26 protein-coding genes are annotated in these 24,073 nt (G+C 66.9%); 11 read left to right on the forward strand and 15 right to left on the reverse strand.

Features of this window, described 5'->3' with window-relative positions; genetic code table 11:
- Nucleotides 1–79 precede the first annotated feature (79 nt).
- From DFO45_RS09215 to DFO45_RS09225, 3 genes are all read left to right on the forward strand, one after another.
- A complete protein-coding gene (locus DFO45_RS09215; RefSeq protein WP_133864612.1) occupies nt 80–454 on the forward strand; it encodes a DUF1850 domain-containing protein in 375 nt (124 codons plus the stop codon).
- A 41-nt stretch (nt 455–495) separates the two neighbouring features.
- Entirely contained in the window at nt 496–1,386 is an 891-nt protein-coding gene (locus DFO45_RS09220; protein WP_133864613.1) for a methyltransferase domain-containing protein, read from the forward strand.
- 70 nt (nt 1,387–1,456) lie between these two features.
- Nucleotides 1,457–1,933 (forward strand): thioesterase family protein, encoded by a 477-nt coding sequence (locus tag DFO45_RS09225; RefSeq protein WP_081433866.1) that lies wholly within the window; start codon nt 1,457–1,459, stop codon nt 1,931–1,933.
- Between the two features lie 39 nt (nt 1,934–1,972).
- Here DFO45_RS09225 and DFO45_RS09230 read toward each other — a convergent pair whose 3' ends face one another.
- The 4 genes from DFO45_RS09230 to DFO45_RS09245 form a co-directional block, all read right to left on the reverse strand.
- Nucleotides 1,973–2,239: a hypothetical protein gene (locus tag DFO45_RS09230; RefSeq protein ID WP_043878755.1), complete on the reverse strand. Its 267-nt coding sequence runs from the start codon at nt 2,237–2,239 to the stop codon at nt 1,973–1,975.
- 440 nt (nt 2,240–2,679) lie between these two features.
- The gene (locus DFO45_RS09235) at nt 2,680–3,084 is read right to left on the reverse strand and encodes a (deoxy)nucleoside triphosphate pyrophosphohydrolase (RefSeq protein ID WP_208299765.1); all 405 of its coding nucleotides are present in this window, start codon (nt 3,082–3,084) and stop codon (nt 2,680–2,682) included.
- Nucleotides 3,081–4,322 (reverse strand): bifunctional glutamate N-acetyltransferase/amino-acid acetyltransferase ArgJ, encoded by a 1,242-nt coding sequence (gene argJ / locus DFO45_RS09240; RefSeq protein WP_133864615.1) that lies wholly within the window; start codon nt 4,320–4,322, stop codon nt 3,081–3,083. Before argJ ends, DFO45_RS09235 begins: the two co-directional genes overlap by 4 nt.
- 68 nt (nt 4,323–4,390) lie before the next feature.
- Nucleotides 4,391–4,651 (reverse strand): hypothetical protein, encoded by a 261-nt coding sequence (locus DFO45_RS09245; protein ID WP_043878754.1) that lies wholly within the window; start codon nt 4,649–4,651, stop codon nt 4,391–4,393.
- 118 nt (nt 4,652–4,769) lie between these two features.
- Here DFO45_RS09245 and DFO45_RS09250 point away from each other — a divergent pair, with 118 nt between their 5' ends.
- On the forward strand, nt 4,770–5,369 hold the full coding sequence (locus DFO45_RS09250; protein ID WP_133864616.1) for a TetR/AcrR family transcriptional regulator: 600 nt from the start codon (nt 4,770–4,772) through the stop codon (nt 5,367–5,369).
- A 79-nt stretch (nt 5,370–5,448) separates the two neighbouring features.
- Here the strand turns inward: DFO45_RS09250 and DFO45_RS09255 are convergent, their stop codons facing one another.
- Complete coding sequence (locus DFO45_RS09255; protein ID WP_133864617.1) at nt 5,449–6,384, reverse strand: peptidylprolyl isomerase; 936 nt, start codon at nt 6,382–6,384, stop codon at nt 5,449–5,451.
- 370 nt (nt 6,385–6,754) lie between these two features.
- On the opposite strand from DFO45_RS09255, the gene rpmF reads away from it, so the two are divergent.
- The 3 genes from rpmF to DFO45_RS09270 all read left to right on the forward strand — a co-directional run bounded on the left by rpmF (nt 6,755) and on the right by DFO45_RS09270 (nt 9,536).
- Nucleotides 6,755–6,943: a 50S ribosomal protein L32 gene (gene rpmF / locus DFO45_RS09260; RefSeq protein ID WP_012168841.1), complete on the forward strand. Its 189-nt coding sequence runs from the start codon at nt 6,755–6,757 to the stop codon at nt 6,941–6,943.
- A gap of 351 nt (nt 6,944–7,294) precedes the next feature.
- On the forward strand, nt 7,295–7,699 hold the full coding sequence (locus tag DFO45_RS09265; protein WP_043878751.1) for a hypothetical protein: 405 nt from the start codon (nt 7,295–7,297) through the stop codon (nt 7,697–7,699).
- A gap of 199 nt (nt 7,700–7,898) precedes the next feature.
- Nucleotides 7,899–9,536 (forward strand): bifunctional diguanylate cyclase/phosphodiesterase, encoded by a 1,638-nt coding sequence (locus DFO45_RS09270; RefSeq protein ID WP_052285826.1) that lies wholly within the window; start codon nt 7,899–7,901, stop codon nt 9,534–9,536.
- Between the two features lie 99 nt (nt 9,537–9,635).
- On the opposite strand, the gene phaR is transcribed toward DFO45_RS09270, so the two are convergent.
- Nucleotides 9,636–10,238 carry a polyhydroxyalkanoate synthesis repressor PhaR gene (phaR, locus tag DFO45_RS09275; protein WP_012168838.1) on the reverse strand — a complete coding sequence of 201 codons (603 nt, stop codon included), beginning with the start codon at nt 10,236–10,238 and terminating at the stop codon, nt 9,636–9,638.
- Nucleotides 10,239–10,452: 214 nt separating this feature from the next.
- Here phaR and DFO45_RS09280 point away from each other — a divergent pair, with 214 nt between their 5' ends.
- From DFO45_RS09280 to leuB, 3 genes are all read left to right on the forward strand, one after another.
- Nucleotides 10,453–11,631 (forward strand): acetyl-CoA C-acetyltransferase, encoded by a 1,179-nt coding sequence (locus tag DFO45_RS09280; RefSeq protein WP_012168837.1) that lies wholly within the window; start codon nt 10,453–10,455, stop codon nt 11,629–11,631.
- A gap of 153 nt (nt 11,632–11,784) precedes the next feature.
- A complete protein-coding gene (phbB, locus tag DFO45_RS09285; RefSeq protein ID WP_012168836.1) occupies nt 11,785–12,507 on the forward strand; it encodes an acetoacetyl-CoA reductase in 723 nt (240 codons plus the stop codon).
- Nucleotides 12,508–12,706: 199 nt separating this feature from the next.
- Complete coding sequence (gene leuB, locus DFO45_RS09290) at nt 12,707–13,819, forward strand: 3-isopropylmalate dehydrogenase (RefSeq protein WP_133864618.1); 1,113 nt, start codon at nt 12,707–12,709, stop codon at nt 13,817–13,819.
- Nucleotides 13,820–13,882: 63 nt separating this feature from the next.
- Here leuB and DFO45_RS09295 read toward each other — a convergent pair whose 3' ends face one another.
- The 3 genes from DFO45_RS09295 to acs all read right to left on the reverse strand — a co-directional run bounded on the left by DFO45_RS09295 (nt 13,883) and on the right by acs (nt 17,853).
- Nucleotides 13,883–14,236 carry a (2Fe-2S) ferredoxin domain-containing protein gene (locus tag DFO45_RS09295; RefSeq protein WP_133864619.1) on the reverse strand — a complete coding sequence of 118 codons (354 nt, stop codon included), beginning with the start codon at nt 14,234–14,236 and terminating at the stop codon, nt 13,883–13,885.
- Between the two features lie 415 nt (nt 14,237–14,651).
- On the reverse strand, nt 14,652–15,632 hold the full coding sequence (locus tag DFO45_RS09300) for a sulfate ABC transporter substrate-binding protein (RefSeq protein ID WP_245518022.1): 981 nt from the start codon (nt 15,630–15,632) through the stop codon (nt 14,652–14,654).
- 262 nt (nt 15,633–15,894) lie between these two features.
- The gene (gene acs / locus DFO45_RS09305) at nt 15,895–17,853 is read right to left on the reverse strand and encodes an acetate--CoA ligase (RefSeq protein WP_208299766.1); all 1,959 of its coding nucleotides are present in this window, start codon (nt 17,851–17,853) and stop codon (nt 15,895–15,897) included.
- A 261-nt stretch (nt 17,854–18,114) separates the two neighbouring features.
- Between acs and DFO45_RS09310 the strand changes: the two genes are divergently transcribed.
- Nucleotides 18,115–18,486, forward strand: coding sequence for a DUF423 domain-containing protein (locus DFO45_RS09310; protein ID WP_133864622.1), 372 nt, complete (start codon nt 18,115–18,117; stop codon nt 18,484–18,486).
- A 35-nt stretch (nt 18,487–18,521) separates the two neighbouring features.
- Here the strand turns inward: DFO45_RS09310 and DFO45_RS09315 are convergent, their stop codons facing one another.
- From DFO45_RS09315 to phaZ, 6 genes are all read right to left on the reverse strand, one after another.
- The gene (locus tag DFO45_RS09315; protein ID WP_133864623.1) at nt 18,522–18,992 is read right to left on the reverse strand and encodes a pyridoxamine 5'-phosphate oxidase family protein; all 471 of its coding nucleotides are present in this window, start codon (nt 18,990–18,992) and stop codon (nt 18,522–18,524) included.
- Between the two features lie 66 nt (nt 18,993–19,058).
- On the reverse strand, nt 19,059–19,757 hold the full coding sequence (locus tag DFO45_RS09320) for a methyltransferase (protein ID WP_133864624.1): 699 nt from the start codon (nt 19,755–19,757) through the stop codon (nt 19,059–19,061).
- Nucleotides 19,758–19,865: 108 nt separating this feature from the next.
- A complete protein-coding gene (locus DFO45_RS09325; RefSeq protein WP_133864625.1) occupies nt 19,866–20,411 on the reverse strand; it encodes a Spy/CpxP family protein refolding chaperone in 546 nt (181 codons plus the stop codon).
- A gap of 102 nt (nt 20,412–20,513) precedes the next feature.
- Nucleotides 20,514–20,852, reverse strand: a complete 339-nt coding sequence (locus DFO45_RS09330; RefSeq protein ID WP_245518011.1) for a hypothetical protein — start codon at nt 20,850–20,852, stop codon at nt 20,514–20,516.
- Between the two features lie 337 nt (nt 20,853–21,189).
- A complete protein-coding gene (locus DFO45_RS09335) occupies nt 21,190–22,620 on the reverse strand; it encodes a homospermidine synthase (protein ID WP_012168827.1) in 1,431 nt (476 codons plus the stop codon).
- Nucleotides 22,621–22,796: 176 nt separating this feature from the next.
- Nucleotides 22,797–24,017: a polyhydroxyalkanoate depolymerase gene (phaZ, locus tag DFO45_RS09340; protein WP_245518023.1), complete on the reverse strand. Its 1,221-nt coding sequence runs from the start codon at nt 24,015–24,017 to the stop codon at nt 22,797–22,799.
- Nucleotides 24,018–24,073 lie beyond the last annotated feature (56 nt).

The following is a 24,073-nucleotide window of genomic DNA, read 5'->3' on the forward strand; positions in this document are numbered from 1 at the left end:
CTGCGGCTTCCGGCCCTCCGGCCCCGCGCCCGTCGGCGCGGGGTTCGCTTTTTGGAGGCGGGCCCATAAACTCGCGTCCATGGCTGCTCCCCTGCTCATCTGCCTGTCGGGCGCCGGTGCCACGGTGCGCCTCGGCGCCGCGATCACGCTCCTGTGGACCCATTCGGTGCAGAAGACGGAATGGGCGGAGGACTGGCGCGCGAGCGCAGAGGGCCTCACCCTCACCGAGATGCGCATCGAGGGATCGGGGGCGGGCATGGAGCCGCCGCCGGACGCCGTGCTCCAGGGCGACCGCTATGTGGCCCACCCCAGGGCCGCGCCCCTCCCCTCGCTGGCGTTGCGCCGCTCGGGCGCCACCGCCGACTACCGCATCTGCGTTGAAGGCCGCTGCACGCAGATGAGCGATCTCCTGCCGGCCGGAGCCGATCCGGTCACGCTTTCCGTCTGTCCCTGAGACGGATGCATCGCGGCCGTGAAGCGCCTATATGCACCCGCATGAGCCATCCCCTCGTCTTCGATCGCGCCCTGCTGCGCGCCCGTCAGGCCCGCGCCCTCGCCCTCGGCCCCGAGCCCTTCCTTCTGGAGCGGGCGGCGGAAGACCTGTCCGAGCGCCTGCTCACGGTGAAGCGGCGCTTCGAGACGGCGGTGGATCTCGGCACCCCCACCGATCTTCTCTCCCGCGCCCTCGCCGGCCATCCCGGCATCGGCACGCTGGTGCGGGCCGCGCCGCTCGCGGCGGGGCTTGCCGCATCGGAACGCACGATCGTGGCGGACGAGGAGGCCCTGCCCTTCGCCAATGGTTCGCTCGATCTTGTGGTGTCGGCGCTCGCACTCCAGATGGTCAACGACCTGCCGGGCGCCTTCGCGCAGGTGCGCCGGGCGTTGAAGCCGGACGGGCTGTTCCTCGCCGCCCTCATCGGCGGCGGCAGCCTTGCTGAGCTGCGCGAAGCCTTCGCCATAGCCGAGAGTGAGACCACGGGCGGCGTCTCGCCCCGCGTCGCCCCCTTCGCGGACGTGCGCGACATGGGCGGGCTGCTTCAGCGCGCGGGTTTTGCTCTGCCGGTGACCGACGTAGATCGCGTGGTGGTGCGCTACGGCTCCCCCTTCACGCTGATGAACGAGCTGCGGCGCATGGGCGCGGGCAACGTGCTGGCCGAGCGCCGCCGCGTGCCGCTGCGCCGGGCGACCCTGCTGCGGGCGGCGGAAATCTACGCGGAGCGCTTCTCCGATGCGGACGGACGGGTGCGGGCGACGTTCGAGATCGTCTGGCTGTCCGGCTGGGTACCGCACGAGAGCCAGCAGAAGCCGCTGCGGCCCGGCTCGGCCAAGATGCGCCTTGCGGACGCGCTCGGCACCACGGAAAAGCCGGCGGGCGAGACGCCCTGATGGCCGAGCGGGCTTGACCTTCTGGCCGGCGTGGTGACCATCGCCCCGTCCGAGACGAGGGTGATCCGTGATGACCAAGGCCGAAGCTGCTCCCCGTGACGCCGCGCCCAAGGGGGAACGGGAGGCACCCGCGTTGCGCTCGTCCTTCCCGCACTTCCTGCCCATCACCACCCGCTGGTCGGACATGGACGTCTATGGCCACGTGAACAACGTCGTCTATTACGCCTATTTCGATACGGTGGTGGCCGAGTATCTGATGCGGACGGACGGGGTGAACCCGCACGAGAGCGCGGCCATCGGCCTCGTCGTCGAAACCCGCTGCTCCTATTTCCAGAGCCTCACCTTCCCGGAAACGGTGGAAGCCGGCCTCCGGGTGGTGAAGCTCGGCAACACCTCCGTGCGCTACGAAATCGGCATCTTCCGACAGGGCGAGGACACGGCCTCGGCGCAGGGCTATTTCGTCCATGTCTATGTGGATCGCGACACACGCCGCCCGGTGCCGCTGCCGGAGCATCTGAAGCGCGCCCTGGCGCCGCTGGTGGTGTGAGGCCGCAGATCGGGACCTCGGGTCTCACGCCCTCCGGCTCTAGGGCCGGGCATAGACCCAGGAGCCACCTTCCACATAGAAACGGCCCGGCCGCTTCTGCTGCATGCCGTCGAGGCTCATCTCGAAATAGCAGATGTAGCCGGGCTTCGAATCGGGGCGCACGCAGTCGATTTTCTTCAGCTGGGCGATCACCGGATAGGATTTTTCGGCGAACTTGGCCCGGCCGAGGCGCTTGTTCTCTTCCTTCACCTTGGCGTTATAGGTGTCCACCTCCTGTCGGAACAGGCGGTCCATCGCCTCCTTCATGTCGGCCTCCCCAGGCCCACTGGAGCAGGCCGCGACCAGAAGCGCGAGCATGACCACCCAACCGACCCGAGCCGTCCCCATCCAACGCCCCAAATCCCGCCCCACAACTTATGATTGTCCAAATCCGGAAAAACACCGGACGCAGAGAGCATGATATTGGATGAAAGAGGTAGCGCGGCGCAACGGTCATGGCCACGCTTAATTGGTGCTTTTCTGCGACGAAAACTTCCGGATGCAGTCTGAAGGACAGATGAAGGTTTTTTGTTACCGCCACTTTTCAGGTAACAACGGGAGCGGAACCGTCGGGCCGCTCACAACATCAAAGCCCACGCGCGAGCGTCCGCACCGCACGCTGCGGGCGGACCGAGCAGGCGGGACACTCATCTATAAATACTTGAAGAAAAACCTTGAACCAGCCGCACACCCATGCGGCCGCCGCCTCAGGGACCGAGAAGGTCGATCAGCGGCGGAATGAGCGGTTCGTCCGCCGGCGGCATGGGGATCTCGCGCAGCTTGCCTGCACGCAGCCACTTCAGCGCCTTGTGCTCACGAGCGATGACCTGCCCTTCCCAACGGCGGCAGATCCACAGCGGCATCAGCAGATGGAAGGTCTCATAGCCGTGGCTGGCAAAGGTGAGCGGCGCAAGGCACGCCTCCTTCACCGTGATGCCGAGTTCCTCATGCAATTCCCGGATAAGGCAGGCTTCGGGCCGCTCGCCGGGCTCCACCTTGCCGCCGGGGAACTCCCAGAGGCCGGCCAGCGCCTTGCCTTCCGGGCGCTGGGCCACCAGCACCCGGTTGTCGGCATCCACCAGCGCGCAGGCGGCGACGAGCGTGATCTTCACGAGCGGTAATCGCCGTTGATGGCCACGTATTCCTTGGTCAGATCGCAGGTCAGGACGCGATCCGCCCCCTTGCCGAGGCCGAGGTCCACGCGGATGTCGATGACATCGCCCTTCATGTAGTCGGAGACCACCTGCTCGTCATAGGACGGGTCGCGCGCGCCTTCCGCCGCCACGCGGATATCGCCGAAGGAGATGGCGAGGCGGTCGCGGTCGGCAGGCTCACCGGCCTTGCCCACGGCCATCACGACGCGCCCCCAATTGGCGTCCTCGCCGGCGACCGCCGTCTTCACCAGCGGCGAATTGGCGATGGAGAAGGCGATGCGGCGGGCGGAGCCCTTGGAGACGGCGCCCGACACATGCACGCGGATCAGCTTGCGCGCGCCTTCGCCGTCGCGGGCGACCTGCTCGGCCAGATCATTGAGAACCGCTTTCAGCGCCTTGCGGAAGGGACGCAGCACCGGATCGGCACTGTCCTTCACGGCCGGCGCGCCGACTTCCTTCGCCGCGCCCGTCGCGAAAAGGAGAAGCGTATCGGAAGTAGAGGTGTCGCCATCCACGGTCACGGCATTGAAGCTGTTCACTACCAGCTTGGAGAGCAGCTTCTGGAGCACCGGCGCCGCGATGGGCGCATCGGTGAAGACGAAGGAGAGCATGGTCGCCATGTCGGGGGCGATCATGCCCGCGCCCTTGGCGATGCCAGCGATCGTGACCGTGGTGTTGCCGAAGGGCACCTGCGCGGTGGCGAGCTTCGGAAAGGTGTCCGTGGTCATGATGGCACGCGCGGGGCCTTCCCACGGGCCGGCGGCGAGGCGGCCGGCCATATCGCCCATCACGCCCTGGAACTTGGTGGCATCCAGCGGCTCGCCGATGACGCCGGTGGAGGCGAGGAAGATCTCCGTGGGCTTGCAGCCCAGTGCATCGGCGGCGATGCGCGCCGTCAGCGCGGTGGACTCGCGCCCCTTGAGGCCGGTGAAGGCATTGGCATTGCCAGAATTGACGACGAGGCCGCGCGCCTTGCCCTTCTTCAGGGCCTCGCGGCACCACTCGACAGGCGCGGAGGGGCAGAGCGAGCGGGTCGTGACGCCCGCGACGGCCGTTCCCTTGTCGAACGCCACGAGCAGCGCATCGGTGCGGCCCTGGTAGCGAATGCCCGCCTCGGCGGTGGCGAAACGCACGCCCGGCACAGGCGGCACCTCGGGCAAGGCGGACGGAGCGAGCGGGGAGATGGACGCGGACATGACAGCCCTCAAAGAGTTGGCAGGCTGGGTGTGCCGCACCTCGATGACATAGGCAAGGCCCCGCTGCGTCAGTTCCGCGACGCCCGCCGCACCCACCTCCCGCCGATGCGCTGAACGCCCGGAATGACGCCGAACACCATGCAAGGCACCATCACCGGCACGATGGCGAGCGTCTTCTGCCACACCTCCCACGTCTCGGTGAGAGGACCGAGCCCGTAGAGGATGCCGGTGATGAGGGGATAGGCGCCGAGCGAGGCACCCACGGAGAGCCGGTAGCGGCAGAGCGGCGCAGGGGGAGAAGGCTGAGCGGGGGGCACGGACTCGGTCATGGGAAGCTCATATTTGAACGAAACGGACCGTTTCAATAAAGCTAGAATGAGGGCCTCCGCCGGTCAAGGGGCACCGGCCACATTGCCATTGCGCCGCCCGGTGCTCTAACCAATTCCCATGACTGATGCTGCCGAGACCGCCCAGACGCGCCGCCGCACCTCCATCGGGGGCCGGCGCAACCCGGAGAGTGCCGCAGCCATTCTCGATGCGGCAGCGGCGATCCTCGCGGAGGATGGGCTGGGCGGTTTCAGCATCGAGGCGGTCGCGCGCCGGGCGGGCGCCGGCAAGCCGACCATCTATCGCTGGTGGCCCAACAAGGCCGCGCTGCTCATCGATGTCTATGCGCGGCAGAAGGAGACCGTGCTCCAGGCGGACACCGGCTCCCTGCAAGGGGATCTGGAAGACGTCCTGAGCCGGCTCTTTGATTTCTGGCGCCACACGCCCGCCGGCGCCGCCTTCCGCTCCATCATCGCCGAAGCCCAGTCGGACCCTGAAGCGCTGGAGCGCCTGCGCGCTTTTCTGATCGAGCGGCGGGCCTATGTGCGCGAGATCGTCGAGCGTGGCATCGCCCGCGGCGACCTTCCGGCCGATGCGGACGGTGCAGCCATTGTCGAAATGCTGTTCGGCTTTGCCTGGATGCGCCTGCTGACCGGCGACCTCGGCGCTGCCGGGGACATCCCGCGCCGCGTGCACCTCATCCTCAAGGGCGCCGCCTGAGGCCCAAAGAAAAGGCCCGGCGCGCGCGAGCGGCCGGGCCTTCTCCATGCGGACGGAGAACCGCCCGGATCAAGAAACGTCAGTTCTTCGGGGCCGCAGGCGCAGCGCCGGCCGGAGCCGCAGGGGTCGCGGGCGCAGCCGGGGCGGCCGAGGGCGCAGCCGAGGTCTTCTCGACCTTCGCATCGGAGCGCAGCTTGGTCACGAGATCGGACTGCGCCTTGCGGATGAGATACTGGTCGATCTGGTCGGAGACCTGCTCATAGGTCGGGATCGGCTTCTGGCGCTTGTCCTCGACCTTGATGACGTGCCAGCCGAACTGGGTCTTCACCGGATCGGAGACCTGGCCCTTGTCCAGCTTGAAGGCGGCGTCGGCGAATTCCGGCACCATCTGGTCCTTGGTGAAGTAGCCGAGATCGCCGCCGTCCTCGGCGCTGTCCTTGGAGTTTTCCTTGGCAAGCTTGGCAAAATCGGCGCCAGCCTTGGCCTTGGCGGCGATTTCCTTGGCCTTGGCCTCGCTGTCCACGAGGATATGGCGAGCGTGGACCTCGGTCTCCGGCTTCGTCTGCTTGACGAACTCGTCATAGGTCTTGCGCTTGGCATCCTCGGTCACGGCCTTCTTGGCCTCGGCAGCCATGAGGGTCTCCATCAGCGCCTTGGTGCGCAGATAGTTCATCTTGGCCGCGAATTCCGGGCTCTGGTCGAGCTTCTGCGCCTGCGCGGCCTGGGCCAGCAGGGTCATGTCAGTCAGGAAGGACAGGATGTATTCCTGACGCGCGGCGCCCTGCACCTGCGGCAGGCCGGGGCCGATGTCGTCTTCCGCGATGGCCAGTTCGCTGGCGCGGATGGGCGCGCCGTTCACCGTCTCAACCACCGGGTCGCTGTCGGCCGGCTTGGCCGGGGCTGCCGCCGCCGGCGGGGTGGCGCCCGGCGCCGCCGTCTGGGCGAACGCCTGGCCGCCGAAGGCGAAGGCGGTGAGAGCAACCGCGAGCGCGGCGGTGGGAGCGGGACGCATCATGTGATCCACTGTCCTTGAAGCTGTAACGGGTCGTCCGTTGCGGCGGCACCCTTGCCCAGGTCACATTCGCTGACAAGGGGGCATTCTTGAGGCACCACACCCGCGGAGGAGAAAATCCGCGCCGCCCTTGCGGCAGTTTCCGCAATGGAATCAAAGACCGCACGTGCGGCATTAAATCTTGGCAAGGCGGCCGGGCCGGTGGGAATGGCCCCGCCTTGCAACATCGGCGGGCTTTTCGGCGCGCAGGGCCTTCCGCTTCCGGTCCTGACGCTGTATAAGGCGCCCCTCTCAATCGAGATGATGGTTTCGCATGGCCTGCGCGAACCGACGCAGCAGGCCCTGGCATTCGGACGTTCCTGGAGTTTGGACAATGGCTGTCCCTAAGAGAAAGACCTCGCCGTCCCGTCGCGGCATGCGCCGTTCGGCCGATGCGCTGAAGCAGCCCACCTATGTGGAAGACAAGGATTCCGGCGAGCTGCGCCGCCCGCATCACCTGGACCTGAAGACCGGCATGTATCGCGGTCGCCAGATCCTGAAGCCCAAGACCGCCGAGGTCTGAGCTTCATCAGCCGTCGCACGCGCGGCGGCGTCGGGACGGGCATTGCCGCACAGCGTGCGGTTGCCCGCCTGAGGAGGCGGATATCCAGGACCCGTGTGTTGGAACGCCGGAATCGGTTCGCCGAGGCCGGCGTTTGCATATGCCGGAAGGTCCTTCGACAACTTCTTAACCCGTCCGTGCGACCCATGGCGCCTGTTGCCGCACGGCCGGGCGTCAGGCGCCTGCCTCGCGGCTTCGATGCCTCGGACCGGAACGCGGATCGCCCGTTCCGGAGCCCTCCGGTGCGATAACGTTGTCATGGATCACCGGCACCGCACGCCGTGCGGCGCAGGACGGTCCCAGGAGCCCGACATGCTGACACCCATCCCCCTGCTGATCATCCCGCTGGCGATCTACAACATCATCGCCTTCATCACGCCGGGATCCGATTGGCGGGCGACGGTGGCGAGCTTCAACCTGCCCTCGGGCGCCAGCTGGCAGATCTCGCTCGGCGACGGCTTCGTGGCGATCAGCCTGCTGATCCTGTTCGTGGAGCTGATCAAGGCGACGCGGGTTTCGTCCCGCTCGATCGTCGACCACATGCTGTCCATGCTGCTGCTCATCGCCAGCGTGGTGGAGTTCCTCATGGTCCCGCAGGCGGGCACCAGCACCTTCGCCCTGCTCATCTGCGTGATGCTGCTGGACGTGCTGACGGGCTTCTCGGTTTCGATCCGCGTCGCCCAGCGCGATGTGTCTGTCGCGCCACCGACCACCTGACGGGTGCGGGGCGTTCCGAAGGGGCGCCGACATTTTTTGATAGCCGCGCAATTGTACCTTTCGCACCTCTCGGGTTTCAGGGACAATTCACGCGCGAAAGCTGCGCGCATGGCTGGAAAGGTCAAATGGAGTTCCGGTGGCCGGTCGCAATCCTAGCTCGCCCGTGACGCCGGCCCCCCCTGCCGGCGAGCCCAAAACTGTGCTCGATACGCCCGAACAGACCCTTCAGGCCCTGCAGACCTTGCAGTGTCTCGTCTATCGCTGGGATCTCACCGCCAACACCGTCCACTGGAGCGCCAACAGCGGCGAAGCCCTCGGGCCGGCGCTGCTGGAGCAGCTCGGCCGCGGCACGACGTTTCGCGCCTTCCTCGGCTGCACGGACGAGAGCACCGACTACCACCGCTTCGCGCGCGCCCTGCCACTGGCCAGCATGCCCTACGAGGCGCTGGTCCGGCCGGCGATCGACGGCACGCCCGCAGCCTTCCGCGTCCATGACCAGGGCCGCTGGCGGGCGGGCAGCGACGGCCAGCCGGAGCAGGCGGTCGGCACGCTGGAGATCCTCCCTCTCCTCGCCCCGGTCATCCCGGGCGGGACCGCAGACCCGCTCACGGGCGCCCTCACCCGCCGGCATCTCACGGAGGCCCTCGGCACCCTCCCCTTCGGACCGCAGGCGCGCTGGGCGCTGCTGCTCGTGGGACTCGATGACCTCGGCCGGATCAACGACCGCTTCGGCTTCGAGACCGCCGACCGGCTTCTGGTGGCGCTGGCGGGCCGGTTGCGCCAGCAGCTCTCCAGCGCCGATCTGCTGCTGCGCTTCTCCGGCAACAAGTTCGCCATCCTCCTGACCGAAACATCGGTGGAGGCCCTCGGCGCGTTCGGTGAGCGGCTCATCTCCGAAATTCGCGAGGCGCGGCTCTCCGCCGGCGAGGGCCAACTGCCGGTAAGCGTCACCATCGGCGCCATCCTGCCCCCGCACCAGGGCGAGGCGCCCGATGCGATCATCGCCCGCCTGCAGGAAGCGCATGAGATGGCCAAGCGCCGGGGGCGCGGGCGCTTCTTCCTCGACCTGCAGGGCACACGGAACGAGGGCCGCCGCCGGGCCAATCTGCAGATGGCCGACGAGATCGTGCAGGCCATCGACCGCAATGACGTCACGGTTGCCTACCAGCCCGTGGTGCGCGCCACCACCCGCACCCTGGTGTTCTGCGAGGCGCTCGCCCGCATCGCCCATGACCGCTACTCGCGGCAGTATTCCGGCCACCGTCTCGTGGCTGCGGCGGACTCCCTCGGCCTCATGGGCCATCTGGACCGCAGCATGCTGAAGCAGGTCGCCGCCGACATGCGCCGCGACCCAACGCTGCACGTCTCGATCAACGTCTCCGCCTCCTCCATCATGGACGAGGCGTGGATCGCACTCTACCGGCGGGAAGTGGACACGGACATCGGGCGCCGGCTCATCGTCGAGCTGACGGAGTCGGTGGCGGTGGATCATCTCTCGGCCGCGCGCAACTTCATCGCGCAGGTGCGCCCCTCCGGCGCACGCATCGCCATCGACGACTTCGGCGCCGGCGCCACGTCCTTCCGCAACCTGCGCAAGCTCGGCGTCGATCTGGTGAAGATCGACGGCGGCTACATCATCAACATGGCAAAATCGCCGGACGATCAGGCTTTCGTGCGGGCGCTGCTCACCCTCTCCCGCCAACTGGGGATCGAGACCGTCGCGGAATGGGTGCAGAACGAGATCGTCGCCGCCCAGTTGCTCGAATGGGGGTGCGACTATTTCCAGGGCTCGCTGAGCGGGCTTGCGCGCCCGCTGGCGACAGAGCACGGCACCTGAGGCCACGGCGCCCGGTGCTGGCGCCGCTCTGGAAAGGTCTCTCTCGCTCGAAGGGGAACTGGCGCGCGATGGGCCGAACCCATCGCGCGGTTGTCGCAATTACTGGCTTCCGCCTTCCGGCTTGGAAACGAGCTTCTCCAGCTTCTGCTGCATGTCCGCCATCTGGCGCTTCAGCGCCTCCAGCTCGTCGCCGGAACTGGCCGCAGCGGCAGGCTGCGCGGCGGGCGTGGTGGTCTCTGCCGGCGTCTCATCGCCCTTGAAGGGGATGAACATGTTGAAGGCGCGCTCGAACACCTCCATGTTGCGGCGAACCTGATCCTCAAAGCCACCGAAGGGCGTGCCGACGATGGTCTTGGAGACCTGGTCGCGCATGCGTCCCTGCTCTTTGGTGAAGCTCTCGATGGACATCTCGAGGAAGCGCGGCACCATCATCTGCATGCTGTCGCCGTAGAAACGGATGATCTGCCGCAGGAAAGCAATGGGAAGAAGATTCTGCCCCTTGTTCTCCTGCTCGAAGATGATCTGCGTCAGGACAGAATGCGTTATGTCGTCACCGTTCTTCGCGTCATAGACGACGAAGTCCTCCCCCTCCTTCACCATGTTGGCGAGGTCTTCGAGGGTCACATAGGTACTGGTACCCGTGTTGTAGAGGCGGCGATTCGCATATTTCTTGATGGTGACTGGCTCTTGCGTCTTAGCCATTGTCCGGTCATCCGTTTTTCCCTTGGGCGGGATCACGTTAGAACCTTTCCGGCAGTCCGGCTACCACTTTGTGTGCGCCGCGCGCGTTTCCATGATGCGGCGCGCAGGAAGCTCTGAACCACTGATCTGGATCATTGACAGCGGGTTCGCGGGGCAACCACGATGCGACCGCATCGAGTGCGGCGCACGCAAGGCCGCCCCAGGAGAGAAGCCCATGACCGACGACGTCGTCATCGTCAGCGCCGCCCGCACCCCCGTGGGGTCCTTCAACGGCGCCCTGTCCACGCTTCCGGCGCACCAGCTGGGCGCCATCGCCATCAAGGCCGCTCTGGAGCGGGCCGGCGTTGCTGCATCCGAAGTCAGCGAAGTGATTCTCGGCCAGGTGCTGACCGCCGCCCAGGGCCAGAATCCCGCCCGCCAGGCCTCCATCGCCGCCGGCGTTCCAATCGAGAGCCCGGCCTGGCAGGTCAACCAGGTGTGCGGCTCGGGGCTGCGTTCCGTGGCGCTTGGATATCAGGCCATCAAGAATGGCGACAGCTCGCTGGTGGTGGCCGGCGGCCAGGAATCCATGAGCCAGTCCACCCATGCCGCGCACCTGCGCAACGGCACCCGCATGGGCTCGCTCGACCTTGTTGATACCATGATCAAGGACGGCCTGTGGGACGCCTTCAACGGCTACCACATGGGCAACACCGCCGAGAACGTGGCGACCCAGTTCCAGATCACCCGCGCCGAGCAGGACGAATTCGCCGTCGCTTCCCAGCACAAGGCCGAGGCGGCCCAGAAGGCCGGGCGCTTCAAGGAGGAAATCGTCCCCGTCACCATCTCCAGCCGCAAGGGCGACGTGGTGGTGGATACGGACGAATATCCCCGCCACGGCGCCACCATCGAGGCCATGCAGAAGCTGAAGCCGGCCTTCGTCAAGGACGGCACGGTGACCGCCGCGAACGCCTCCGGCATCAACGACGGCGGCGCCGCCGTCGTGCTCATGAGTGCCGAGCGGGCCGCCAAGGAAGGCAAGACCCCGCTCGCCCGCATCGTCTCCTGGGCGCAGGCCGGCGTCGATCCGGCCGTGATGGGCACCGGCCCGATCCCCGCCTCCAAGCTGGCGCTGGAGAAGGCCGGCTGGACCGTCGATGATCTCGACCTCATCGAGGCCAACGAGGCGTTCGCCGCCCAGGCCATCGCCGTCAACAAGGGCCTCGGCTGGGATACCGCGAAGGTCAATGTGAACGGCGGCGCCATCGCCATCGGCCATCCCATCGGCGCCTCCGGCACCCGCATCCTCGTGACCCTGCTGCACGAGATGCAGAAGCGCGACGCCAAGAAGGGCCTCGCCACGCTCTGCATCGGCGGCGGCATGGGCATCGCGCTCTGCGTCGAGCGCCCCTGAGCCGGGGCCCGGACCCGCGCGGCCGCCGGGGGGCGGCCGCGGTTTTCCAGATGACGTTACCCGTTTGCGAGAAGCCCGAAGATTGCCCGGCCTGTGCCGGACATGCGGTCTTGCGGCCGCCGGAAGGGCTCATTGAGGGAGAGGGAGGCAGACATGTCACGCGTTGCTTTGGTGACCGGGGGTACGCGCGGAATTGGCGAAGCCATTTCCATCGCGCTGAAGGACAAGGGCTACAAGGTGGCCGCCAATTACGCGGGCAATGACGCTGCCGCGCAGGCCTTCCACGAGAAGACCGGCATCCCGGTGTTCAAGTGGGACGTCTCGGATTTCGAGGCCTGCAAGGCGGGCATCGCCAAGGTGGAGGCCGATGTCGGCCCCGTTGAAGTGCTCGTCAACAATGCCGGCATCACCCGCGACGCCACGCTCCACCGCATGACGCTGGAGCAGTGGAACGCGGTGATCAACACCAACCTGAACTCCGCCTTCAACATGTGCCGGAACGTGATCGAGGGGATGCGCGCCCGCAAGTTCGGCCGCATCGTCTGCATCTCGTCCATCAACGGCCAGAAGGGCCAGTTCGGCCAGACCAACTACTCTGCCGCCAAGGCGGGCGAGATCGGCTTCGTGAAGGCGCTGGCGCAGGAAAGCGCGGCGCTCGGCATCACGGTGAACGCCATCGCGCCGGGCTACATCGCCACCGAAATGGTGCGCGCGGTGCCGGAGGACGTGCTCAAGAAGATCATCTCCACCATTCCCGTCGGCCGTCTCGGCGAGCCGGAGGACATCGCCCGGGCCGTGGCCTTCCTGGTGGCGGACGATGCCGGCTTCATCACCGGCTCGACGCTGACCGCCAACGGCGCCCAGTACATCACCTGACCGCACGCCCCGCGCGTGCGTAGCCGCCCGGCCGGGACACCGTGCCGGGCGGTTTCGCATCCGGCCGCGATCGGCGCCGTGCCATTGCCTTGCGATCGCCCGTCTCGATCGCTCCATGCGCCTTTCGGCTTGTCACACAGGGCGCGAGCCTTTAGCACTCCGCGCCAAACAAACTGAAGCACCCCAAGGATCCTTCCCCATGGCGACCCACAAGCTCCTGCTCCTCGCCGGCGACGGCATCGGCCCCGAAGTGATGGCCGAGGTGAAGCACGTCATCGGCTTCCTCGACAAGCAGGGCATCGCTTCCTTCGCCATCGAGGAAGATCTGGTCGGCGGCAGCGCCTACGACGCCCATCAGGTCGCCATCTCGGATGCCGCCATGGCGCGCGCCGCGGCGGCGGACGCCATCCTGCTCGGCGCCGTTGGCGGCCCGAAGTGGGCGAGCGTGCCCTATGAGGCACGCCCCGAGGCGGGCCTGCTGCGCCTGCGCAAGGATCTCGGCCTGTTCGCCAACCTGCGCCCCGCGCTGTGCTATCCGGCGCTGGCGGATGCCTCATCGCTGAAGCGCGAAGTGGTCGAGGGCCTCGACATCCTCATCGTGCGCGAGCTGACGGGCGGCGTCTATTTCGGCGAGCCGAAGACCATCCTCGATCTCGGCAACGGCCAGCGCCGCGCCATCGACACGCAGGTCTATGACACCTACGAGATCGACCGCATCGGCCGCGTCGCCTTCGAGCTCGCCCGCACCCGCCGCAACAAGGTGACGTCTTCCGAGAAGCACAATGTGATGCGCTCCGGCGTGCTCTGGAAGGAGACCATCACGACGCTGCACGCGAAGGACTACAAGGACGTGGAGCTGGAGCACCAGCTGGCGGATTCGCTCGCCATGCAGCTCGTGCGCTGGCCCAAGCAGTTCGACGTGATCGTCACCGACAACCTCTTCGGTGACATCCTCTCCGACATCGCCTCCATGCTCACCGGCTCGCTGGGGATGCTGCCCTCCGCCTCCCTCGGCGCGCTGGACGAGGCCACCGGCAAGCGCCCGGCCATGTATGAGCCGGTGCACGGCTCGGCCCCCGACATCGCCGGCCGCGGCATCGCCAACCCCATCGCCATGATCGGCTCGCTGGGCATGGCCCTGCGCTATTCGTTCGGCCTCGGCGAAGTGGCGGACAAGATCGAGGAAGCCATCGCCGCCGTGCTCGCCTCGGGCAAGCGCACCGGCGACATCCGCACCCCCGGCGGCCCGGTCATCGGCACCGCCGACATGGGCGCGGCCATCGTGGAAGAACTGGGCAAGCTCATCGCCTGATCGCGAGCCGCCCTCACGGAAAGGCCGGGCCTTGCGCCCGGCTTTTTTGTTGGCTTGGAAGGTTCAGATGCGCGGCACGATCACGAGCCGTTCCACCAGCGCGCCGCCCACCAGATGGGTGGTCACGATCTCGTCCACATCCTCCGGCGTGCGCGGCTGATACCAGACGCCCTCCGGATAAACGACCATGATCGGCCCTGCTTGGCAGAAGCCCATGCAGCCGGTGGCGGTCATCACGATATCCCGCTGGCCCGTGGCCTCGATCTGCTTGCCGAGCCGCTCCCACAAAGGCTGGGCGCCGGCCGCGCCGCAACTGCCCCGCGGATGGGTCGGCGGACGCTGCTGGAAGCAGGCAAAGACGTGCCGCTTGTAGACCTGCGGGACGTCGGTGAGGGAGAGGGTGGCGGTCTCGGTCATGGAGGGTTCCGGCTCTGCGCAAAGAGGCAGCCGGAACCGATTCAAGGAGCGTGCCGCAGGCCCCACAAAGCCACATACAACTGACATATAACGTCTTTTTTACTCTACCCGCGGCGGCAGCCGCGTGAACGCACGAAAGCCGACACAACCACTGTCGCATGCGGACTACGGCAGACGGACGGGGCTGAAGGTCCACGGAAGGGCCGCGCTCTGTCAGCCAAGCCGCCGCTCTGAAAAAGCGGTGCCTTCTCCATTCGTCATGGCCGGACGTGATCGGGCCATCCAAGGCGTTGGGCCCCGGAGCCCCATCAGACGTTCTCGCCAGCCGCGCGTGGATGCCCGGGACGAGCCCGGGCATGACGGTCCTCTTGCGAAAGGCGAGGGACGGCTGACGGAAATCTTAAGGGACCGCCGCTCAGCGGGCGCCGAAGACCTGGTCGAGTTTCCCGCCGGAGACGAAGTGATCGGCATTGGCCTTGTCCCAGCCGCCGAACACGTCCTCCACCTTCACCAAGCGCACGGGCGGGAACTGATCCTTGAACTTCTCCTCCACGGTCTTGTCCACCACACGGTGATAAGCCTTGGCCGCCACCGTCTGGCCAGCGGGGGAATATAGGAACTCCAGATACTGCTGGGCGGCGATGCGCGAACCGCGCTTGTCCACCACCTTGTCCACCACGGCCACCGGAAACTCGGCCAGCACGCTCACGGACGGCACCACGGTGGAGAGCTTCTTGTCCTTGTAGACGTCCGCAATGGCGCGGGTCTCGGCCTCGAAGCTCACCAGCACGTCGCCCGTCTCGCGTTCCACGAAGGTGGTGGTGGCGCCGCGTCCGCCGGTGTCGAACACCGGCACATTGGCGAGCAGCTTCTTCACGAAGGCGTCGGCCTTGGCGGTGTCACCCTTGTTCTGCTCCAGGGCATAGGCGTAGGCGGCGAGATAGGTGTAACGCGCATTGCCCGAAGTCTTCGGGTTCGGAAAGATGACCTTCACGTCGTCGCGGACGAGGTCATTCCAGTCCTTGATGTTCTTCGGGTTTCCGGCGCGCACGAGGAAGGCCGGAAAGGAATAATAAGGCGAGGCATTGTTCGGGAATTTCGCCTGCCAGTCCTTGGCCACGAAGCCCGCCTTCACCAGCGCCTGCACGTCCAGCACCTGATTGAAGGTCACGACGTCGGCCTCAAGCCCCTCGATGATGGCGCGGGCCTGGCGGGAGGAGCCGGCATGGCTCTGGTTGACCGTGATGTCCTGCCCCGTCTGCTGCTTCCAGAAGGGCACGAACTCCGTGTTCTCCGCCGTGAACAACTCGCGGGCGATGTCATAGGAGACGTTCAGCAGGGTGTTCGGGCCGCTGTACTTGATCTGCTGCGCCAGCGCGGCGGAGAGGCTGCCCATGCCGGCGCTGGCGACAAGGCCGCCGAACGTGAGGGACAGGACGGAACGGCGGCTCAGCATCGGAGGCTCCTGGCATTTCTCATTAAATTTGCGTGGATTTTTAATTCACGCTTGCGAAATGCGTAGCACAGACATTTCCCATTGGGAATATGGATGAAAGGGCGCGGCCGCACGCTCAACGAGAGGTGATGCGCCGGAACGCAAAACGCCCCGCAGAAGCGGGGCGTTCCAGAGACCGTTACGCGGGTCGGAAGAGACGGGATCAGGCCGCCGCGTCGCGCTTGTTCTGGCGATTGCTGACCAGATCCTCCACCACGCCGGGATCGGCAAGCGTCGAGGTGTCGCCCAGATTCTCGAACTGGTCCTCGGCGATCTTGCGCAGGATGCGGCGCATGATCTTGCCCGAGCGCGTCTTGGGCAGGCCGGGGGCAAACTGGATGAGGTCCGGCGAGGCGATGGGCCCGATCTCCTTGCGGACCCAGGCCACCAGCTCCTTGCGCAGCTCCTCGGACGGGTTCTCGCCAGCCATCAGGGTCACATAGGCATAGATACCCTGGCCCTTGATGTCGTGCGGGAAGCCCACCACCGCCGCTTCCGAGACCTTGGGGTGGGCGACGAGCGCACTCTCCACCTCGGCCGTGCCCATGCGGTGGCCGGAGACGTTGATGACGTCGTCCACGCGGCCGGTGATCCAGTAATAGCCGTCCTCGTCGCGGCGGCAGCCATCGCCGGTGAAATACTTTCCGGGATAGGTGGAGAAATAGGTCTGCTCGAAGCGCTCATGGTCGCCATAGACCGTGCGCATCTGGCCCGGCCAGCTATCAGCGATCACAAGATTGCCTTCCGCAGCACCCTCCAGCACCCGGCCTTCCGCATCCACGAGCTGCGGCACGATGCCGAAGAAGGGCCGCGTGGCGGAGCCCGGCTTCAGCGCGGTCGCGCCCGGCAGCGGGGTGATGAGGATGCCGCCGGTCTCCGTCTGCCACCAGGTGTCCACGATGGGGCAGCGGCCCTCGCCCACCACGCGGTGATACCAGTGCCAGGCTTCCGGATTGATGGGCTCGCCCACCGAGCCGAGCAGGCGCAGCGAGGCGCGGCTGGTCTTCTTCACCGGCTCCTCGCCTGCCTGCATCAGTGCGCGGATGGCCGTGGGGGCGGTGTAGAAGATGTTGACCTGATGCTTGTCGATCACCTCCCAGAAACGGGCGTTCGACGGATAATTGGGCACGCCTTCGAACATCAGCGTGGTGGCGCCGTTCGCGAGCGGGCCGTAGACGATGTAGGAGTGGCCGGTCACCCAGCCCACGTCGGCCGTGCACCAGTAGATGTCGCCCTCGTGATAATCGAAGACATACTGGTGCGTCATGGCGGCATAGACGAGATAGCCGCCGGTGGTGTGCAGGACGCCCTTTGGCTTTCCGGTGGAGCCGGAGGTGTAGAGGATGAACAGCGGATCTTCCGCATTCATCGGCTCGGCCGGGCACTCGTCGGTCACCATCTCGGCGGCCTCGTGGTACCAGACGTCGCGGCCCGGCTCCATGGCGACGGTCGCGCCCGTGCGGCGCACGACGATCACATGGTCCACCGGCTCGGGCAGGCGCTCGATGGCGGCGTCCACATTGGCCTTCAGCGGCACCTTGCGGCCGCCACGCAGGCCCTCGTCGGCGGTGATCACCACCTTGGACCCGCAGTCGGAGATGCGGCCCGCGAGGCTGTCCGGCGAGAAGCCTGCGAACACGATGGAATGCACGGCACCGAGGCGCGCGCAGGCGAGCATGGCGAAGGCCGCCTCGGGAATCATGGGCAGATAGATGGTGACGCGGTCGCCCTTCTGCACATCGCGGTTGCGCAGCACGTTGGCGAACTTGTTCACCTCGGAGGCAAGCTCGCGATAGGTGATCTTGCGGCTCTCGGTCGGGCTATCGCCCTCCCAGATGATCGCCACCTGATCGCCGCGCTTCTCCAGATGCCGGTCCACGCAATTATGGGCGATGTTGGTGACGCCATCCTCGAACCATTTGATGGAGACGGCGCCGGGGATGAACGAGGTGTTCTTCACCTTCGTGTAGGGCTCGAACCAGTCGATGCGCTTGCCCTGCTCGGCCCAGAAGGCCTCCGGATTTTCGACGGAGGCCTTGTACATGGCCTCATAACCCGCCTTGTCCACAAAGGCCCGCGAGGCCCATTCGGCCGGCACGTGGAAATAATTCTGCTCGGACACCGTCTTGCCTCCCGGTTCGCGGACGCTGAAGCCCGCTTGTTTCCTCATGGGGCGGGCGTTCGCTCGGGATTTCCCGCCCCGCTTTTGTCAGGATTATGGTGGTCGCTTGGAACCACGACAAGCCAAGCGCTGCTGAGACTTTGGACGAAGGCACGGGGCGGACAGGGCCGCTGTGACGCAGTGGGAATCGCATGCGCGCGACCCCACGCCGGGCTATGGAAGACCCGGTTTGCCTCTGCGTTCGCTCCAAGGACAGGTTTCATGACCCTCTGGCCGCGCCTGCTCATCGTGATCGCCGGCCTCTACGGCGCCGGCGGAGTCGCGCTGGCGGCGGTGTCCGCCCATCTCACGGGCGGCGCCTCGCTCGCCATCGCGGCCAACTTCCTGCTCTTCCACGCCGCTGCGCTGGTGGCGCTGGCGGCGGTGGCAAGACAGGTCGCGCACATGCGGGCGGTGCTGCTCGTCGGAGCCAGCGCGCTCGCTCTGGGCGCACTTCTTTTCTCCGGCGACCTCACGTTGCGGGCGTTGATGGAGATCAAACTTCTCGGCGGCAGCGCGCCCTTCGGCGGCATGCTCATGATCGCGGGCTGGCTGGTGGTCGGTGCCTCGGCGCTCTTTGGCCGGAGGGCGTAAGCGATCCGGGCCTGAGCCCGGACCACCGTTTCGCGTCACATCTCGATCTTGGCGTTCTCGCCGAGATCCGCGCGGCGATCGGAGAGGATGGCGCTCGCCATCTTGAAGCCGGTGGTCAGGACGCCATCGCCCTGCCAGATTTCCGCCTGCTCCGGCACCACACGCAGGAGCACCGCATTCGGGTCCTCCGGTCCGCCCGGAAAATAGGCCTCCATAGGCGCGCTCCAGATGTCCTTCAGCTTCGCGACGTCACGCACCACCTCGGCCCGACCCGAGACGGAGAGATAGAAGCGGTCGCCCTCGTCCGAAAAGCTCAGGCACACCTCGGGATGAGCCGAGACTTCCTCGTCCTTGGCGCTGTGGGCATCGGTGACGAACCAGACCACGCCGTCGTCGCGGCGGGCCACCGGCGCCATGGGCCGCGCCCGCAGGCGTGATCCGTCGCGGTCCACGAGCATGCAGGCGTGCCGCTCTTCCATGGCGGTCCAGACGTCCTCAACGTTCATGACGGTCTCCTTGGTGCCCCGATCCCCGGTCTCTCAGGGGAACCGCGGGCACCGGCAGAGGTTCCGTCACACCCCGGCGGGCAGACGCGGCCGCCAGACGCCGGTGCGCTTGATCTCCAGGTCCTCCAGCTCCCGCGTCACCGGCACGTTGTATTCAATGAGCTGCTCCAGTTCGGCGCGAGGCAGATAGGTGCGCCCCGGATCGCCGAGGAGCACGGTGGCGCCGCGGGTGGCCAATCCCTTCAGCCAGGCGAAGACCGCCTCGGCGAGATCACGCTCATAGCAGATGTCGCCGGCGAGCACCGTCTCCCACCCCTCGTCGCGGCCGATGAGGTTTTCACGCGTGACCCGGAAGGTGGTGTCCGCCGGCATCTCGCGGCCTGCATTGGCGGCGAAGTTCACGCCGATGGCCGCATGGGCGAAGACATCGATGTCGGCGCAGGTCACATCGGCAGCCCCGGCCTGACGGGCGGCAAGGCCCACGAGGCCCGAGCCCGACGCGAAATCGAGCACGCGCCGTCCCGCCACCACCTGCGGATGATCGAGCACGTAGCGCGCCAGCGCCTGTCCGCCTGCCCAGGCAAAGGCCCAGAAGGGCGGCGGCAGGCCCATGGCGCCCAGTTCCTCCTCCGTGCGGTGCCAGATGGGCACCGCCTCGTCGGCCACATGAAGGCTGATCTCCGGCACGAGGGGCACCGGACGCAGGCGCGTTTCCGCGCGCACGAAGGCGGCCGGATCGGAAATGGGGGAAGGGCTCGACGACATGGCGTGGACAGTGGCCCAGCCGGCGGCAGGAAGGAAGGGCTCGGGCCAAACAAAAGCCCCTTCCGGCGGGCCGGAAGGGGCTTCGGGAGACGGGAGGACGAAGGGGCGTCAGCCCGCCTCTTCCTCGAACAGCCAGAGCGTGCCGGCGGGCTGGTGCGCGCCGCCCGTATCCTGCAAGCCCAGGAACGGCGGGATGCGGCGCTTCTGCGCTTCGGTGAGGGACGCCACGAAGGGCCGGGCGGCTTCCACGAAGCGCTTCAGCTCGCGGCCGCGGATTTCCTCCGCCGTGCCGATCTGGTCCAGCACGCCGAGGAAATCCTTGGGCGGCTGGGCGGTCTCCATCTGCTTGCGACGGGCGACCGCATTCTTGCTGATGTCGCGGATGGCGGCCTCGAGAGGCGGCCACAGCTTCTCCTGCTCGGGCGTGAGTTCGATCACCGCCTTCAGCGCCGCGAGGCGGGCATTGAGGATCGCGCGGGCGTCGGCCTCCGAATAGGCCTCGGTGACGATGATCGCCGGAGCGGGAGCGGGCGCAGCGGCCGGTGCCGCGGCCGGGGTCTGCGGAGCCGCCGGCTGGGCGAAGGCGGCGGGGCCGGAGGCGAGGGTCGCGCCAAGCACGGTCGCGCTGATCAGATGCGTAACAAGACGGGCCATGATGTTTCCTCGATGGGGCTGCCCGGCGCGCGCGGAGCGCGATCGGCCGGGCCGGAGGCGGCGGCGGGCGCTCGACCCGCCACCCGGCTGCTCAGTTTCGGCTCACTGCCAGCCGCCATCGGGCAGGCGGCCATGGTAGGGCGTGTCGCGGCAGTGGCCCCATGGGCCGCGCCAGTAGCCGGGAGGGCAGCCGTTGCCGACGGGGCCGACAACAACACCGGGGGCCGGGGCATAACCGCCGCCGGGCAGCGGCCCGACATAAGGCGTCGAGCGGCAGCCGCCCCAGGGCCCGCGCCAGCGGCCCCAGCCGCAGCCCTCGGCCACGGGAATAACCGGAGCCGTCACGGCGACCTCGGACTGGACGGGGAAAGAAAAGGCGGGGGACGCGGCAGCCGTCGCCAGAACAACGGCAGCAACAGTGGCGGGGATGATCTTGAGCATGACGATGAACTCGCCTTCTAAGATGCGCGGCAGCGGCCGTGCATGGACCGGGAGAATACGCCGCACCCGCCCCGCGTCAACGCATCTTGGAAAACATGACCGCGAATTAATCGGAACGGATATGATGTATTGTAACAATACAACGCTTTCCTCAGGCGTAAACGCTGCGAATGCGCCAGTCAGCCAAGAGATATCTGTTTCAATTCAATCATTACCTTGGCCTTGGCCATAGGCACGGCTCACGATGCAGGGCCCCACGCGCCGGCCAAGGCACAAACGACAAACGCCGCGCCGGAGGTCCGGCGCGGCGTCCATTTCGCGATCAGCAATCAGATGCTCAGCGAACGATGACGTTCTTGAACTGCCAGGGATCTTCCTCGTCGAAATCGCCGGCGAAGAGCGTGTTGCGGCTCTGGAGCGGCGTCCAGTCGGTATAGGTGCCGATCACCGGGCCGAGATACGGCATCTGCACTTCGAGGCAGCGGCGGAAGTCCATCTCGTCCGCTTCCACGATGCCCGCCTGCGGGTTCTCCAGCGCCCACACCATGCCCGCGAGCACGGCGGAGGTCACCTGGAGGCCGGTGGCGTTCTGATAGGGCGCAAGCTGGCGGGTCTCCTCGATGGAGAGCTGGGAGCCGAACCAGTAGGCGTTCTTGGCGTGGCCGTAGATCAGCACGCCCAGTTCGTCGACGCCGTCGACGATCTCGTGCTCGTCGAGGATCTTCCAGTCGCTCTGCATCTTGCCGCCGGAGCCGAACATCTCGTGCAGCGAGAGCACCGCGTCACCGGCCGGATGATAGGCATAGTGACAGGTGGGGCGGTAGACGACCTTCTCGCCGTCGCGGACCGTGTAATAGTCCGAGATGGAGATCGCCTCGTTGTGGGTCACGAGGAAGCCGAACTGCGGGCCGGGCGTGGGCGTCCAGGAACGCACGCGGGTGTCCGCGCCGGGGCGCGTCAGATAGATCGCCGCGCCGCAGCCGGTGGCGTGGGTGCGGCCGTCCGGGGGCAGTTCCTTCTCGTGCGTGCCCCAGCCGAGCTCGGCCGGTTGCAGGCCCTCGGAGACGAAGCCTTCCACCGACCAGGTGTTGACGAACACGTCGCGGGGCTTGGGATTGCGGGCGCGCTGCGTGTCGCGCTCGGCCACATGGATGCCCTTGACGCCGAGGGCCTGCGCAAAGCGCGCCCACTCCTCGCGGGTCTTGGGCTCGGGCAGGCTGAGGCCGGTGTCGGCGGCGATGTTGAGCAGCGCCTGCTTCACGAACCAGGACACCATGCCCGGATTGGCGCCGCAGGTGGAGACGGCGGTGGTGCCGCCGGGATTGCGGCGGCGGGCGGCGAGCAGGCTCTCGCGCAGCGCGTAATTGGTGCGCGCCTCGGTGCCGAGGGAGGGATCGAAATAGAAGCCCTTCCAAGGCTCGATCACCGTGTCCACGTAGAGCGCGCCGATCTCGCGGCACAGTTCCATCACCGCCACGGAGGAGACATCCACCGAGAGGTTGACGCAGAAGCCGCGACCGGCACCGTTGGTCAGCAGCGGCGTCAGCAGTTCGCGATAGTTTTCCGCCGTCACCTCGGACTGGATGTAGCGGATGCCACGGGCGTCGAGCAGCTTGCGGTCATCATCCACCGGATCGATGACCACCATCCGGTCGAGATCGAACGAGAAGTGCCGCTCGATCAGAGGCAAAGTGCCACGACCGATCGACCCGAAGCCGATCATGACGATGGGTCCATCAATGGTGGCGTGAACCGGCCAGGCGCTCATTTCGCGGGCTCCTCGGAGGTTGGGGGAAGGCGACGGGCACACCGACGCGCGCCCATCAACCAAGGCTTGGACCGTGCGTCAACCGTGGAATGGCTCGCGCGCCCGGTCTGCTGACATCCCAGCCATGCACGACGTTGGTGTGACGGGAGCGGCAGAAAGTGAGCGTGACGCGCGGATCAGTCGCTGGCGAGGATGTGGTTGCGGACGATGGGATAGACCTGACCGGCCCATTTGCGGCCGCTGAAGACGCCATAATGTCCGACACCCGCCTGCATGTGGTGGCGCTTGCGGTGGGGCTTCAGGCCGGTGCAGATGTCGTGGGCTGCAACCGTCTGGCCGAGCGAGCAGATGTCGTCCCGCTCGCCCTCCACCGTCAGCAGCGAGGTGCGGCGGATGGCCTTGAAGTCGATCGGATTGCCCTTGTAGGTCAGCTCGCCCTTGGGCAGGCGATACTCCTGGAAGACGTACTGAACGGTCTCCAGATAGAATTCCGCCGCCAGATCCAGCACGGCGAAATATTCGTCATAGAAGACCTTGGTGGTGGTGGCCTTCTCCTCGTCGCCTTCCACCAGTGCGTCGTAGAGATCGAAATGCGCCTTCATGTGGCGCCCGAAATTCATGCTGACGAAGGCCGAGAGCTGCACGAAGCCGGGATAGACCCGCCGGCCGGAGCCGGGGAAGCCCATGGGCACCGTGGAGATGAGATTGTTCTCGAACCAGCGGATGGGCTTGGAGGTGGCGAGCTCGTTCACCTTGGTGGGGTTGATGCGGCAGTCGATGGGGCCGGCCATCAGCGTCATGGAGCGCGGATAGGCGGGGTTTCCCTCCTGCGCCATCACCGCCGCTGCCACCAGCGCCTGCACGCACGGCTGGCACACCGCCACGAGATGGGCGCCCGGCCCCATGAATTCGAGGAACTTGATGACGTGCTCCACATAGCCGTCGAAGCCGAACCCGCCTTCCTCCAGCGGCACGTCGCGGGCGTTGTGCCAGTCGGTGATGAAGACGTCATGGTCCGGCAGGAGCGTGCGCACGGTGTTCACCAGCAGCGTCGCGAAATGGCCGGAGAGCGGGGCCACCACGAGGACGCGCGGCTGGGCCACATCCACGTCCTTCTTCTTGAAGTGCAGCAGGGTGCCGAAGGGCATGCGGAACACGCCCTCCTCCACCACCGGCACCTCGCGATTGCCGACTTCCGTGGTGCGGATGCCGAAATCCGGCCGGCCGTGGGTAAGGCCCACGCGCTCCACCATCTCGCAGGCGGCGGCGAGCTGCCGGGTGGCCTGCGTCTGGAAGGGCGCCATGAACGGGCCGGACAGGAAGCGGCGCGCAAAATGGGCGCCGAACTTCACCGGCTCCATCAGGTCGGACTGGGCCTGGTAGGCAAGGTACATCAGCATGCCTTTCGCCCGGCGTTCGAGCAGGCGGCCGTGCCGCAGGACCGTCGCTTCTG

The organism is Azorhizobium sp. AG788 (assembly GCF_004364705.1).
GTDB lineage: Bacteria > Pseudomonadota > Alphaproteobacteria > Rhizobiales > Xanthobacteraceae > Azorhizobium > Azorhizobium caulinodans.